Origin of the sequence: Streptomyces sp. NPDC020801 (assembly GCF_044334385.1) — a bacterium.
Taxonomy (GTDB): Bacteria; Actinomycetota; Actinomycetes; order Streptomycetales; family Streptomycetaceae; genus Streptomyces.
In genome coordinates, this window is the sequence record NZ_JBIRST010000019.1 from 104,977 (window position 1) to 119,556 (window position 14,580).

General features: G+C 68.6%; 10 protein-coding genes and 2 pseudogenes. 6 read left to right on the forward strand and 6 right to left on the reverse strand.

What is annotated here, in order from left to right:
• Positions 1–110: 110 nt before the first annotated feature.
• The 5 genes and pseudogenes from ACH4UM_RS31545 to ACH4UM_RS31565 all read left to right on the forward strand — a co-directional run.
• A pseudogene (locus ACH4UM_RS31545) lies at positions 111–356 on the forward strand (DNA-formamidopyrimidine glycosylase family protein); the annotation flags it as partial.
• Positions 353–421 carry a zinc finger domain-containing protein gene (locus ACH4UM_RS31550; protein ID WP_398186896.1) on the forward strand — a complete coding sequence of 23 codons (69 nt, stop codon included), beginning with the start codon at positions 353–355 and terminating at the stop codon, positions 419–421. The pseudogene ACH4UM_RS31545 and the gene ACH4UM_RS31550, both read left to right, overlap by 4 nt.
• 517 nt (positions 422–938) lie before the next feature.
• Positions 939–1,253, forward strand: a complete 315-nt coding sequence (locus ACH4UM_RS31555) for a helix-turn-helix domain-containing protein (protein WP_398186714.1) — start codon at positions 939–941, stop codon at positions 1,251–1,253.
• The gene (locus tag ACH4UM_RS31560; protein ID WP_398186717.1) at positions 1,250–2,779 is read left to right on the forward strand and encodes a helix-turn-helix domain-containing protein; all 1,530 of its coding nucleotides are present in this window, start codon (positions 1,250–1,252) and stop codon (positions 2,777–2,779) included. Before ACH4UM_RS31555 ends, ACH4UM_RS31560 begins: the two co-directional genes overlap by 4 nt.
• 44 nt (positions 2,780–2,823) lie before the next feature.
• Positions 2,824–2,955: pseudogene (locus ACH4UM_RS31565) on the forward strand (transcriptional regulator); the annotation flags it as partial.
• A gap of 262 nt (positions 2,956–3,217) precedes the next feature.
• Here ACH4UM_RS31565 and ACH4UM_RS31570 read toward each other — a convergent pair.
• From ACH4UM_RS31570 to ACH4UM_RS31580, 3 genes are all read right to left on the reverse strand, one after another.
• Positions 3,218–3,661, reverse strand: coding sequence for a hypothetical protein (locus ACH4UM_RS31570; protein WP_398186720.1), 444 nt, complete (start codon positions 3,659–3,661; stop codon positions 3,218–3,220).
• A gap of 756 nt (positions 3,662–4,417) precedes the next feature.
• The gene (locus tag ACH4UM_RS31575) at positions 4,418–6,499 is read right to left on the reverse strand and encodes a tetratricopeptide repeat protein (protein ID WP_398186723.1); all 2,082 of its coding nucleotides are present in this window, start codon (positions 6,497–6,499) and stop codon (positions 4,418–4,420) included.
• Positions 6,496–7,713 carry a hypothetical protein gene (locus ACH4UM_RS31580; RefSeq protein ID WP_398186726.1) on the reverse strand — a complete coding sequence of 406 codons (1,218 nt, stop codon included), beginning with the start codon at positions 7,711–7,713 and terminating at the stop codon, positions 6,496–6,498. The genes ACH4UM_RS31575 and ACH4UM_RS31580 overlap by 4 nt, the downstream gene beginning before the upstream one ends.
• Before the next feature lie 1,653 nt (positions 7,714–9,366).
• Between ACH4UM_RS31580 and ACH4UM_RS31585 the strand changes: the two genes are divergently transcribed.
• Positions 9,367–11,601: a BTAD domain-containing putative transcriptional regulator gene (locus ACH4UM_RS31585; protein ID WP_398186729.1), complete on the forward strand. Its 2,235-nt coding sequence runs from the start codon at positions 9,367–9,369 to the stop codon at positions 11,599–11,601.
• A gap of 576 nt (positions 11,602–12,177) precedes the next feature.
• Here the strand turns inward: ACH4UM_RS31585 and ACH4UM_RS31590 are convergent.
• The 3 genes from ACH4UM_RS31590 to ACH4UM_RS31600 all read right to left on the reverse strand — a co-directional run bounded on the left by ACH4UM_RS31590 (position 12,178) and on the right by ACH4UM_RS31600 (position 14,533).
• Positions 12,178–12,753: a flavin reductase family protein gene (locus ACH4UM_RS31590; RefSeq protein ID WP_398186732.1), complete on the reverse strand. Its 576-nt coding sequence runs from the start codon at positions 12,751–12,753 to the stop codon at positions 12,178–12,180.
• 72 nt (positions 12,754–12,825) lie between these two features.
• Positions 12,826–14,025 (reverse strand): serine hydroxymethyltransferase, encoded by a 1,200-nt coding sequence (locus ACH4UM_RS31595; RefSeq protein ID WP_398186735.1) that lies wholly within the window; start codon positions 14,023–14,025, stop codon positions 12,826–12,828.
• A 52-nt stretch (positions 14,026–14,077) separates the two neighbouring features.
• A complete protein-coding gene (locus ACH4UM_RS31600; RefSeq protein ID WP_398186738.1) occupies positions 14,078–14,533 on the reverse strand; it encodes a nuclear transport factor 2 family protein in 456 nt (151 codons plus the stop codon).
• Positions 14,534–14,580: the final 47 nt, after the last annotated feature.

Here is a 14,580-nt window from a genome sequence, read left to right on the forward strand (position 1 = left end):
CGCCGTGAACCTGAGGCCGAAGCGAGCGTCTCCGAACGAATCTGCTCCGACCCCGCCGGTATTCCCCCGCCACGCACCGAGCGTCGTCGGTCGACGTGGGGACGTGTGCCGTGCCTGAGCCGCCGGACGTCGAGGGTTTCCGCAAGGTGCTCGTGTCCTGCTCGAGGGGCAGGGGCATCCGCCAGGTCGAGGTGTGCAACGCGGGGGTCCTGCGCGGTGTGAGCGTGCGGCGGCTGCGCGACGCGCTTGAGGGCCGACGGTTCACCGAGCCGGAACGGCACGGCAAGTGGCTGCTCGCCCACACCGGCGGTCCCACCCTCCTGCTGCACTTCGGTATGACCGGCCGACTGCTCTGCGCCGCTTCCGTCTTGCGGGCCGCAGCACGGTGTGGTGCCCGCAGTGCCAGCCGGACCAGTCCTGAGCAAGGACGAGGCGTGAGGCCCGGAAGAACGGTCGGTCGCCGGTGCGGTGATGAGCGTACGTGCAAGAAGACCGGGCTCATCGACGAACGTACGGCGCAGCGACTTCTTGTGCGGCTCTGTCGCGAGTCTTCTCGTCCCGCAGCCACCGGTCCCCACAGCCGTCCATGGCGGCCCAGCCACCGTCCTGGTCAACGCCACCACCTGCCGAGGCGACTACCAATGGAGCTTGCGCATCACCTGCACAGTGGGAGGCGAGCTGTCCTGCCAATCCACTGTGAAGCACATGCGAGGGCCCGGCATCAGGGCCACGCAGCTGTCGCGCCACTGCTGCTGAAGCGGTGCCAATCGGGTATGCCTTGCGGGGCCGGGGCAGCCTGGTGGACGGCCGGCAGCCCCGCGGGGATGGTCTCGGCAAGCACGACGGTGTGAGTGCCGGAACGACCGAGTTCGCTCCGTCCGTAGACGGCAATGCGGTTTACGCATGATGTGTGAGTGTTCCGTGCTAGAGTCGCTGTCATGGGTATGAGTCTCGGTGACCGGGTACGGTCCGCGGTGGCTGCGCTCCTGCACGCGACCGGCGAGTCGCAGACCGATCTGGCGGCCGCCTTGGGAGTGAGCCAGGCCCAGGTGAGTCGCCGTCAGTCCGGCACCGCCGCATGGAGCCTGGCCGACTGCGACGCGGTCGCCGCGCACTACGACATCGACGTCCTCGAACTCCTGGCGGGACCCACCCGGGCCACGGAGTCGCTGCCCGCGGAACGCCGCCGCGTTCCCTCCCGCCACGCCGACGGCGCACGCCCTGCGGCCGTACGGAACGGGGGAGCGCGATGACGAACTTCGACGCGATCGACGCTCTGCTCGCCGGTGCCAGGAAAGAGCCTCCGCTGCCGCCCGCCGAAGAGCGGCGCGCACTGCGCGTAGGGCTGAGCCTTTCGCGCGCCCAGCTCGCACAGGCCTTGCACGTCAGCCCGTCCACGGTTGGCGGCTGGGAATCCGGACGGGACCCGAGCGGCGAAGTGCGGGAGAAGTACGCGTACTTCCTTGAGGGAGCGCGCACCAAGTTGGCTACCGCTGCGGCCGAGGAGCCCGCGGCCGAGGAACCGGCTGACGCCGCCCCGACGGAAGCAGACCAGGAGACCGGCCAGGACGACGTCGACGACGTCGAAGCACTGCCCGCGCCCCAGCCCTGTGTGCTGTGCGGGCAGCCCGCCTCCCACCAGGTCGCCGGCTTCCCGCAGCACCTGGGCCCCGCTGAGTGCGGCACCGCCGAGCACACGCAGACGGTGGAGCCCGCGCGGCCGGAGAGACGTGCTCCGCAGAGGGAGCCCGGTCGGCCGGCGTCGGCCGACGGACCGGGCCAGACGGCGCGCGGGGTCAAGGTCGTGCCTGTCGGCCGCCGTCTGCAGACCGCCGACACCCAGGACCTGATCGGCTCCGCCGTCACGGCCGCCCTTGCCCAGCACTCCGGCGATGTCGAGGCGGCGACCGCAGCGCTGGTGAAGCGGGCAATTCCGAACGCGATGGCGTTGCTCGACGCCACCCGCAAGGGAGGCCGGTACGACATCGTCGCCCACCCGTGGCTGCCCGACATCCTGCGCAAGCAGACGGCGCACGGCGCCGACCAGATCTGGGAGGCCCGACCCAAGTGGTCACGCTCCGAACTGCCGCCCGGCGAGCACGAGGTGACCGCGCTCGACATCAACGGCGCCTACCTGTCCGCCCTCAAGACGCACCTGCCGCTCGGCCAGCTGGAACACACGGCCGGCAACCACCACGACCGCCGCCGCGCAGGCGTCCACCTGATCACTCCGCCCGTCTGGGAGCACGACGCCTACCTGCCCAACCCGATCGGCAGCCGGGACGAGCCGGGCCCGCTGTGGGTGACCGAGCCGACCCTGCGCCTGCTGCTGCGCATCTCGGGCCCGAAGTACGGGTTGTGCGACCCTCCGGAGATCCACGAGTCGTGGACGTCGGGGGCCACGGAGAGTCTGCTGGAGAAGTTCCGCGTCGTGCTGAAGGATGCCCGGGAGCGGGCGATCGCCGAGGACGACGAGGTGACACTGGAGTACGTCAAGGCGATGTACTCGAAGTTCGTCTCCACGATGGGGGAGTCGAACTACAACCGGGAGCTGTACCGTACCGACTGGATGCACTTGATCCGCTCCCAGGCCTTCGTGAACCTGTGGTGGAAGGCGCACCGGGCGTACGACGAGGGCCTCATGGTGGTCCGCGCGATGGGCACCGACGAACTGCACGTCATTGGTGACTGGCGCGCAGTGTTCCCCGAGGGACGCGGCGTCACCGAGGTGAAGGTCAAGGACGTCTACACCGTCGGCGCCCCCGCCACGCCGGACTAGGGGCGACACTGCCCTTTGCGGCATTCGTGCACCGGAAATTCCGGGACCGCATCATCGAGGCCTGGGCCAACGACGACGAGGCCCTGGACGACGCCTGGATCAGCGACGCGACGGTGGACCTCGGATCCGAGTGGGGTCAGTACGAGCATGTCACCGGCATCGGGTTCACTGCCTGACCAGGAGAAGCCCTGCGTCATGAGGTCTGCTCACTCGGCCATGCCGCCGGTGTGCACCAGAGGCAGGACCCAACCCTTGGCGTAGCCGAGCGGCGTCCGGCGAGAGCCTTGGTGATGGTGGCGCCGTACCGTCGGCGCACGCGATGAGGGCGAGGAGTAGGCCCCAACTCGCTCGGGCGTCGGGGCCTTGACTGCGAACTGGGACACTGACCGGTAGACCGACCCCAGCGATGATCTCTGCGGCCGCGGGGCCGAAAAGCCGTCAGGCCCAGACGTCTTCCTTCCCGGAGCACTTCGACCACGAGCCCTTCACCACGCACACCCACATCTGGTACTTGTGACCCTCGGGAAGGTTGCCCGAAGCGGTGTCCTGATACTTGGCGCTGTGGCCCCGGGTGGACGCAGTCCGTCCCGTGCTCAGGTGCGCCTCGATCCCGTAACCGTCCGCCAGGTTGTCGTACGCCTCCAGGGTGTCCCCGGGGCTGCCGTCTGTGCCCGGGTCGGCCCACCAACCGCTCCATCCCGCCAAGCGGCCGTCCATGGAGTCGTTGAAGACGTTGATGTAAGTGTTGCCTCCCACGTGCTGGAGCTCGAAGTGGAAGTCGTCCTCCGCGGCGGAGGCGGGTCCTGCCCCCGCCACCAACAGGCCGGCCGTAAGCGCAGCAGCCCCCGTCATCGCCGCCAGTCGCGCCTTGATGTTCGGCACTTGATCCCCCTGTCTGCGATCTTGGCGTGCCCCTGACGGGCACAGTGGTCACAGAACTTCTATCAGATCTTGCCTCTGTACAACTCCCAATTTTTTCCCCGTTGTTGCTCTCCAGGGTCAGGCGCGCTCCCGGCCGGACAGACGTCCGTCGTCGCCGACCTCAGCCGTGAACCGCACGCCCGGCAGATCAACACCGCCCGGGGACGGGGGCGCCGTGCGGACGGCCGGGAACACGATGGGCGAGGTCGGCGCGTGGGTGCGGCTCGCCTGGTCCCGGACCACCGTGCCTGGCCATCGGGACCGTGACCGTGACCGTGCCGTTCACCGACTGCACGCTGTCGCGCACTACGGCATCGAACTCCTCGGCCCTTTCGACACCGGCAGCGCCCAATGGGGCGCGTTGGCACGGCTCAGGCGGAACATGTGTTCAGAAGTATCCGATCTTGATTCGCTGAGGCGCTTGCGATGAAGACGTAGTGTTCGCCCGCGACGATCTGCCGCATGTCCATCTCGGCGGCACCGGCGAGCTGGAGGAAGAACACCTTCTCGCCGGCGCCTGCGCGATTCCCGTGGACTCGGGAGCGGCGGGAGAGGACGTGGAGGCCGTTCCTCGGACGATCAGCGCCGCCGCAGTGACGGGTCGAGCAGCGCGGGCGGAGTGTCGAACTCTTCGTGTGCGGAGAGGTCGGGAGTCTGCCGAGTCCGGCCGGCCGACTCACCCCCGCGCAAACCGTTCCGAGGTTGTGTGCGGCGCTTTCAGTGAGTACTGGAGGCGTTGCAGAGCCGGCGCTGGCGCTGGAGTTCGTCGATGTCCGCGTCGGGGAGTGCGAGTGCGTGGTCGAAGTCCGCGAGAGCCAGGTCCGTTGCGCCGTCGGCGAGATGGGCGATGCCGCGGTTGAGCAGGATGTCGGGGTCGTCACCGACCACGTCGAGTGCAACGGACAGGTCCGCAACTGCCCGCCCGGGGCGTGACTGCTGGAAGTGCGTCACGGCGCGGTTGATCAGTGCGGCAGGGTAGTGGGGGTCCTTCTCGAGTGCTCCATCGAAGGCGGTGAGGGCTTTGTCGAGTTCTTCCCGCTGGAGGAGGACCGTGCCCTTCAGGCACAGCAGTTGTACTTCACCGGGGTGGAGGGCAAGGCCGGTGTCCGCGTCGGCCTCGGCTCCGTCGAGATCGCCCGTCTCCAGCCGCAACTCCGCCCTGGCGATACGGGTGTCGAGGTCGCGCGGTTCCATCTCCAGCACATGGCTGAAGTCTTCGAGAGCACCTTGGTGATCTCCGATCCGGGCACGGGCGGTGCCGCGGTTGTAGTACAGCTCGGGGAACGGCGGTGCCAGTCGCACAGCTCGGTCGTAGTCGGCCAGGGCAGCGTCGAAGTCGCCCCGGTCGCGGGAGATCCTGGCCCGTTCCGAGAGGTAGTCCGTGTAGTACGGGTCCAGGTCGATCAGGCGGGTGTAGTCGGCGTGAGCCTCCTCCAGCCGGCCCAGTGCGGCCAGTAGACGAGCCCGGTTGTAGAGCAGCTGGGAACGGTGCAGCACCCATTGGTCGTCGTCCAGTTCGGCATCGAGCCGGGTGATGCACGACTCCACGAGTTCCAGGGCACGATGCCGGTTGCCGCGGTGCATCTCGACGAGCGCGAGGCCGTTGTCGTGGAAGACGCTGAACGTGCGGCGCTCGGCCGGATCCGGCAGGATACCGGCGATGGCGACCGCGTTGTGCTGCCATTGCAGGGCCAGATCGTGGTCCCGTGGTTGCAGGAACCTGGTGTGCAGCATGGCGATCGAGTAACTGGTCATCATGTGGATCTTGGGATTGGTGAAGCGACGCAGCAGTTCCTGGTACAGCTCCATGGACTGTTCCAGGCGTCCGATCGGGATGCACGCCGCAGCCGCCTCGCGGGTGAACTCCCAGTAGTCGTGCTCGCGCAGGCGAGGATCGGCCAAGCCGCGACCTCTCAGGCCGAGGTCGACCACAGCGGTGGAGAAGCCGGTGGCCACGGCATGGCGCTGGGCTGCCAGCAGGGCGGCCCGTCCCGACCCCGTGGGGTCGCTGCCGTGTTCGCGATGGTAGGCGATGGCGCTCATCCGGACGCCCCAAGTGGCCGTCCGCTCCAGGGACTCGGCGCGCTCGTCGTGCAGGTGGGCGACTGCTTGCGGATCGGACTGCCGATATCCGCGGATCGCCCTGGGGTCGTCGTCGGTGCAGTCGCTGTCCACGTAGACGGCCGCCCACTGGAGCGGAGTCTGGTGTGCCGTCGGCTGTTCTTCACAGGTGGGGGGAGCGAGGAGTGCGGTGAAGGCGGCGAGCTCAGCCTCGAGTTCGTCCGACAGTGCGTCTGCACCTGCCGAGACCACTACCCGCAGCAGGCTCGGATCCGCCCGGCGCAGCAGCAGGGCCAGCAATTCCCGGGTGGTGGCCTCCGCGGCGTGGACCTCCTCGAAGGCGACCTCGAAGGCGGAGGCGGTCTCGGCGCGGATGCGCTGTGCGTATTCCACCAGGAAGCTGACGATTCCCTGGCTCATGCAGCGGATCCAGCCGGCGCCGAAGAAGCGGGTGCGCTCCTCGTGAGGGGCTTCGTCGGCCAGCGTGGGCGGGGGAGGGCCGATGAGCTGCGCCAGCTCGGGCATGCCGTACAGGAGGGCAACACGATGGTTCTCCACGAGGTCCGGCCAGCGTCGGTAGGCCTCGGGGAGTACCGCCCGCAGCACGGTGTCCACGCCGGTGTAGGGGCCGCGCAGACGCTGGTGGCAGCGGACCACCAGTGCCTTTTCCGTGTGGGCTGCGACGACACGGAGGCGGTCCGCGCGCCTGTCGCCCACGATCCGTAGATGGCCCGTCATACGAGTTCAACCTCCGACGAAGAGGGTGTGTGGGATGTACCGGACTTCTTCTCCCGGCGTTTTCTCCGGGACAACACGACGAGTGCAACGAGCTGGGCGACGTTCATGCACAGGGACAGCGCGGCGTCCCAGAAAGCCGCGTCCAGGTGGCCGGAGCCGATGGCCCGCCCGGCGATGCTGACGTAGCGGATCGTCACGGGGACACTGACGAAAACGGTGATGGCTGCCAGTGCGCAGTATCCCAGAACGATGAAAGGTCCGTAATACGTGCCGACGCGCCGATCGCGCGGTGTCCATTTTTCCTCGTCAACGATGCGGTCGGCACGGTTCACAAGACGCCACACACGGTTTTTCAGCAGTGTCATGCCTGCCTCGTGGAGGTCGTAGCAATTCCATGCGGTGGCCGCCGCGTAATAGAGGTCGGTACGCAGGTAGAGTTGGAACTGCCACAGCATTCGGACCGCCACCGTGAACGCCAGGGCAAGGCAGAGCCGCGAGGTCGGGGAGAAGGATCCGTCCGGATTGCGTGTCGCATGGGCGACGAGCCCGAGTGCGCTGAATACGACACTGTCGCACACGATCCCCGCGAGAAACGGAAGGTAGCGTTTCGCCCGGGGGACACTCAACAGTCCGTTGATCTGGGTTTCGGCGACGATGTACGTCAGGCGGTTGCTCACGCGCAAACGCGTCGGCAGGCCCAGGCGCCGGCCGGCGAGTATGTGGAAGGCCTCGTGGAGCAGCAGGAGAGGCACCTGGCCGAAGGTGATGACCAGCTGGACCACCAGGAGGGAGTGCACGAAGAAGATCTGCGTCGAACGCGGGGCCAGATCCGGATGGAGGGTGACGGTCCACGTCCAGCCGCCGACCACGGCCAGGTACAGTCCCCACGCCGGCAGGGAGAAGAGGGCGCGGCCCAGTGGGCGCAGACGTACGGGCGGGGGCGGAGCGTCCGGCTGCTGCTGCCCGCCCTCACGGACGAAGCCGAGCTCGCGCAGCGTGGCCACGAAGTCCTCGAGGTCGACCGACTCGTCGAACGTCTCCTCGTACCAGTTCGCGGCGGCGCTCAGCCGCATGCCCTGTGTCAGCTGCTTCAGCAACTCTGCCCCGTCGGTCGGGAACACCGCATAGGAACCGGTGTCCAGACGGCCGACCACGACCTCATCGCCTTCGGGAACGAAGCTCAATTCGTGGAAAACGAGGCCGTCACCGGCCACAGGCCCTCCTCCTACGGAATGACGGATTCAATACCCGGGTGCGCCGGCAGGCGGCGCACCCGAGCAGGAGACAGCGAAGCTATTACGACTGGACGTGGTACGGGCACTGGCAGGCCGCCGACGTCAGGCGCACGTCGCCGGTGCGGCGCACCGCAATCTTCTTGGACCCGGCCTTCTTGCGCATGGCGACAGTCGACTTCATCGCATGTCCTTTCTCAGCGGGATGCACACCGACCGGCGGTCGGGGGCAATCAAAGGTCTTCTAGCCGGACCGCAGGGTCAAGGTTCACTTCGCGCCATTCGGTGCGCACAGATCTTCCCGTCCGGGACAACGATGCGGGAAAGCGTTTCCTGTACTCCCGCGCGGCGAAGGGATCCGCACTTCCTGCCGATACCGTCGTCTGCTCACGGCCGACATCGTTGCCAAGCCGTTCGAGTAACTCTTTTCCCACATCAGGTCACCGAAGGGCCCGTTACGAAAACGGAAAACCGCCGGACGCCCGAGGTAAGCGGAGCGCACTGCGCCGGATTCCGGTTGTTCCCGAATGCCGTTCGCTCCCGCCCGGGGGAAGTGCCAAGAGGGCCACCCGCCTCCCGCGGCATCTGCCGTGCAGGGTCCGCCATACCTGAAGAATGTCCGCGCTGGGCGAGGATTGTCCACGCCGGACGGCCCCGGGTCGCACGCCGCGCAGTTCCGTCAGATCCCGAGCCGCCGACGGCGACGCCGGCCGCTCCGTCCTCCGCTTCGTATACGGGGCCATCGCGCTCGGCCTGCTCTCCGGCCTGCCGCCCGCGGCCCGCGCGCGAGAGGACGGCATCCCTTGCCGGTGAACGCTTGCACTCCGTTCGCGGCCTCGCCGACCGGCGGGAAGGCAACGTCGCCACCCAGCCGTTGCCGTTGATGAGCAAGATCCCGGCAGTTGCCGGCGGGCCACAACGACACCCGGATGTCCTGTTCGCCGACCATGGCCACGGCCACGGCAAGCACCCGCGGCTTCTGCGGCAGCGCCGCATCCGACCAGCCCTCGCCCACCGGGGACAGCCACACGGCACCGGCCTGGGCATCTTCCGCCGGTCGTCTTGCGGACCAAACCGTCCGACGTGCGGCGTCAGTCGTCGCGGGGGAGGCCGGTCTTCGGGCCGGCAGATCTGCAAGCGGCGCAAACGCGACACGTGCTTCGTAGACCCAGCTCCGTACCGGGGGCAGGCGTCCGCATCGCAGCGCGACGGAGATCGAACAGTGGGCGGCTGCCTCCGATCGGCTCTGCGACCCGTCCTAGCAGGTCACAGTCGATCCGGCTCACAAAGACGCAGATCACAAGGGTGCTTCAGACATACCTGGACGCCGCCGCCGACGGCCTCGCCGAACCATCCAGCGAGCAGGCTCCGCAGCGCCGACATCGCGCTGCTCCTCGTCCAGCCGCGCGCCGTTGAGACATCCCCAGGGGTACGACCGTAACGTCGTCGTACAGGCCCTCCGCACGGGCAACCACTACGACCAAGGATTTATCTCTTCCCTACGACACCTTTTGATAAATCGTAAGCAAAGGCATGGCGTTGACGTCCGAGCGACAGACACTCCACGCAGGAACGATCTGAACCGGCCGCGCGGCCCGCGGATGCGGGGGAAGACATGAGTTGGAGCAACGAGCAATGCAGTCGAACGCCAGTCACGGCGACCTGTCCTTAAAGATCCTCGGCCCGTTGGAGGGCTGGGAGGGCGAGCGGCGACTAAGACTCGGCGGAGTCGTCAACGAGCGCGTCCTGGCGATGCTGTTGCTGGAGGCGGGACGGGTGGTGCCGGCCTCCCGGCTGATCCAGGCGGTCTGGGACCAGGAGCCGCCCCTCACGGCCCTGGCCCAGATCCGCAAGGCCGTGGCCGATCTGCGTCGGCGTATCTCCTCCGGGCGCAGCTTGATCGTGACCGAGCCTTGCGGCTATCGCGCGGTGGTCGATGAGGTCCAGTTGGATCTCAGGGTTTTCGACGCCGAGGTCCGCCAGGCCCAGAAGGCCTACAAGGAAGGTGAACTGCACATAGCCATAGCCCACTTGATGACCGGACTCGACCTGTGGCGCGGATCCATTCTCGCCGGTGTCGGGGGACGCGTCATCGAGGCCGTGGCGGCGGGCTGGGAGGAGCGCCGTATCGCCGCGACCGAGCACAGCTTCGACCTCCGGCTCGCGCGGGGGGAGACAGGTGAACTGATCGGCGAATTACGTGAGGCGATCTGCGCACATCCGCTCCGGGAGACCTTGCGTGGTCAACTCATGCTCGCCCTCTACCGGTCGGGACGCCAGGCGGAAGCGGTGGAGGAGTACGGCCGCCTGCGCACCCTGTTGTCCGAGGACCTCGGGATAGATCCCGGCTCCCGATTGGCGGAGCTGCACGAGGCGGTCCTGCGCGGCGCCCCGGAACTGGAGGCCCCGCGGCGGGCGGAGATCAGGGCGCCGAAACCGCCGTTGACGGCGACCGGCACCGCCCCGTGCACCCTGCCCAGCGACCTGGTGGACTTCACGGGACGTCAGGAAGAGGTGAACCGGCTCATCGCGGCGGTCCCGACGACCGAGGGACGCCCGGGGCCCCGCGTCCTGGTGATCGACGGCATGGGAGGCAGCGGCAAAACGGCTTTGGCCGTTCACGTGGCGCACCTGCTGGCCGACGACTACCCCGGCGGGCAGCTCTACCTCGACCTCCGCGGATTCACCCCCGGGGAGGAACCACTGGCCGCAGAGGCGGCGTTGGGGGCACTGCTGCGGGCCCTGGGGGTGAACGGCGAGTCCGTGGGCGACGACCCGTTCAGCCGCGTCGCGCTGTGGCGGGACACGACCGCCCGCCGACGACTCCTTCTGATCCTTGACAACGTTGCCGACTCCGCGCAGGTACGACAGCTGCTCCCGACCTTCGCGGGCAGTCTGGTGATCATCACGAGCAGGGCCCGGCTGCCCGAACTCGAGGGATCCGCAGGGCTGTCGCTCGGCTTGCTGTCCGACGCGGACAGCACCGAGCTGATGAGCAGGATCCTCGGCGGCGACCGCGTCGCCACCGAGCCGCAGGCAGCCGCCGACCTCGTGCGGCTGTGCGGTCATCTGCCCCTGGCCCTGCGCATTTCGGGCGCGCGGTTGCGCAAGCGACCGCACTGGACGCTGGGCTATCTGGTCGAGCGGCTGCGCGACAGCTCACGCATCCTGGGAGAACTGGAGTCCGGCGACCGCAGCGTCGCGAGCGTCCTGCGCGTCTCCTACGAAGCCATGCAGCCGGACCGCCGAGACGATTTCCGGCTGCTCAGCCTGTACACCGGAGCCGATTTCGACGTCGCGGCCGCGGCCGCGCTCCTGGGCACCGAGCCGCACCGGGCGGAGGAAACGCTGGAGCACCTGCTGGACGTACACCTGGTCCAGCAGTGCGAACTCGGCCGGTACTCCTTCCACGACCTGGTCCGCTGGTTCGCCCGGGCCCTGCCGGTCGTTGACCCCGCAACTGAGACCGCCGCGGTGCTGCGCCTGGCCACGCACACCCGGGTCGCCGTGGAGCGGGCCTGCGACGCGTTGTTCCCGGGGCGGGTACGGTACTCGTCGCTGCCGTCGGCATGCGACGATTCCACGCCCCAGGTGCCGATGGACCCGGAGCGGGCACTGCAATGGTTCGACCGCGAGCACGGCAATGTGCTGGCGGTCATCCAGCTGGCCCATCAGCACGGTCTGAGCAGGCATGTGGCCTGGCTCGGCATCGGCATCGGCTTCTACCTGCACGCGCTGAATCATTTCGCCGACTTCGAGGCCGTCGCGCGGCTGGCGGTGGACGGCGCGCGCATGGACGGCGACGCGGAACTGCTCTGCGTCTCACTGGTCAACCTGGCGGTCGCCCAGTGGCGGTGCGAGCTCTACTAGGAGGGGATCGCCTCCGCCGAGGAGGCCCTGACGATGGCGACCAGCCTCGAGGATCGCAGGGCGGAAGCGGCCTGGTTCAGCCGTCTTTGTGTGCTGCACGCCCGTGCCGGGCGGCTGGAGGACGCGGGTCGGGATCTGGCTGTGCGGCGTCCGTGCACCGCGTGCTGGGTTTCACCCGCGATGAGACGCAGGCCCTCGCCGGCCTCTGCTTCGTGAGGGAGCGTCCGGGACAGTTTGCGGAGGCCGTGGACGCGGGGGGATCGGAGACGTACCTGCCTCCGGCCGCGGCGTCCGGCTGCCGGGCCTCGGCCGCCATGCCGAGCGAGGCACCGCGAGCCCTACGGCCTCGGGCCACCCAGTGCCTCGGCCGCCATGCCGAGCGAGGCACCGCGATTCCTCCTGCCTCGGGCCGCCCAGGACCGCTGTCACCACCGCGATCGCCGCCGGACGTACGATCCGCCGCATCTGTCAGTGCATTCCTGCCGCTTGCGTCGACGAGAAGCGGAGTGACCGGCATCGATGCCTGCCGTCCCGTTGCTTTCCCGCACCCCTGACCAGCGACGAGGATCGACCCCGTCAGATCGATTCCGAGGCGGTGGGTCCATGCGGCACGGACGCGTTGGCGTGCGGGCGGCAGTCGCCGTAGCGGCCTTGGAAGAAGACCAGAGGCGGGTCGGATCGCTGGACTCCCAGATCGCGCACGGCGGCGGTGACGAACCAATGGTCGCCTGCGCCCACTTCGCCCGCCATCTCGCAGTCGAACCAGGCGATGGCGTCCAGCAGTACGGGGGAGCCGGTGGCGGTCTGCCGGTGGGGGACCCTCCAGCGGCCGGGGTCGGCGGAAGCGAAGCTGCGGCAGGTCTCCTCCTGGTCCGCTGCGAGCACGTTGACGCAGAACCGGCCGGCCGCCCGGATGCGCGGCCAGGTGGTCGAGGACTTCGCGGCAAGAAAACCCACCAGGGTCGGGTGCAGCGACACGGACGTGAAGGTGCCCATGACCATGGCGGGCGGGGGCTGGTGCGGGGCCGGGCGCGGAGCGGTGAGCAGCACCACTCCGGTGGGATAGTGACCAGCCACCCGCCGGAACTGCTCGGAGGTCACCGGTGGTCGACTGCCGTGCGCCGGGTGGTTGTTCTCCACTGAGTGGGACATCTGGGGAGCTTCCTCCGGTCTTGCCGATCGGGGACGTGCCGCGGATGCAACGCGGCGCGTCCCCGCGGGGACTCAACCGACCGCCACGGAGGCGGGCTCCCCGGCGTAGGCCACGCCGGGGAACTCCCGGGCCAGATCGGCGACGTCCGCGGCGACCTTGCGGGAGTCATCGCCGCGCAGCAGGAGACGGGCGAGCAGCTCGGCGACCGCGGCCATGTCGTCCTCCTTCATGCCCCAGCGGGTCAGCTCCTGGGTACCAAGTCGCAGGCCGGAACGGGCGTTGCTGGGCAGTACCACCGTCGTGGTGCGGATGTCGGTCCGGGTGAGCAGCCGCCCCCACTCGTGCGGAGTGCCGCCTTCGGGGAGATGCACCCACACCTGGTGCGTGTCGGTGTAGCCGAACTCCTCGCCAGGCAGATCGAAGCCACGCCGGGCCAGCTCCTCGCCCAGCCTGCGGGCGTTGGCGATGGTCTGGCGCGCGTAGTCCACCCGGTGGGGCAGGAGCTCCTCGAGCGTGATCGCCAGGCTGGCCACCGTCGCCGAGTGGGAGCTGGACGCGGTGAAGGGGATCCGCGCAGCCACCTTCTCCGCAATGGCGTCGCTGTTGGTGATCAGCAGGCCCTTCTGCGGGCCGGGCAGCGTCTTGTGCGTGCTGCCGGAGATGCTGTCGAAGCCGCCGTCGAGGACCAGGGTCCGTGACGCGACGGGCAGAAGGCCGAGCAGGTGCGAGGCGTCCAGGCAGATGGTCGCGTCGGGGGCGGCGGCCCGCAGCGCCTGGGCGTCGGGGAAGCGCAGGGCCGTGGAGGCGTCCAGGTAGATGACGTCGACCGGGTGCTCGGCGATGTGCGCGGCGAGCGCGTCGTGGTCGATCTGCAGGCTCTTGCGGTCGAAGGGCAGGAAACCGACCTGGTAGCCGAAGCCCTCGCAGATGGTCACGGTGGCGTAGTGGCCGCCGTCTTCGGGCGCCAGCACCATGACCCGGCCGCCGCGGGGCGTGACGGCGGTGAGCACGGTGTGCATGGTGTGCAGTCCGGAGAGGAACTGCACGAAGGCGTGTCGGGCGCCGTAGAACTGCTTGGTGAGGTCGACGCAGTAGTCGTAGACGTCGTTGAGGCCCGTGACGTCGCCGTAGACGGCCACCGGCGTCTCGGAGTACGGGTAGCGGTTGACCGCGTCGGTGGCGAGAGCGGCGGCGGCCCTCGGCGAGAGCCGGTTCTCGATCGGGAAGAGGTTGAGGCTGGGCCTGCGCTGCAGAGCGGCCAGGACGTCCATCAGTGCTCCTTTGCTGGGGGGTTGGCGTGGTGGTCGGGATCCGGACGCGGCGTCACAGCCACGGGTAGCGGGCGACGTCCTTGCCCGCGTAGTCGGGGTCCAGGTAGATGAAGGCCCGCTGGATGAGGAAGTCACGTACCTCGAAGACCCCGCACCAGCGTCCGGCACCCCACTCGGGCACGCCCACGCGCCAGGAGCCGTCCCGGTGTTCGCCGTGCGTGGTGCCCTCGACCGCGAGCAGATCGGTTCCGGTGAGGATCCAGTTGAACGACGCGAAATGGTGCTCGACCGACTTGACGGTGTCGCCGAGATTTCCGAACATCCGGCCGATCTCGGCTTTCCCGTGCGCCAGTCCCCACTTGGGGAAGAAGAAGTCGGCGTCCTCGGCGAAGAAGTCGAGGAGGGGGGTCCCGTCGTGGCCGGCCCCGCCGTTGTCGAAGGCCTTGAGGTACGCGATGACGACTGCTTTTCGTTGCTCGTCCGTCATAGGGGCTACTGCCGCGGGCATGAACGACCTCCAAAACTGGCAGGATTCCTCGGAAGGCACACCGCTCA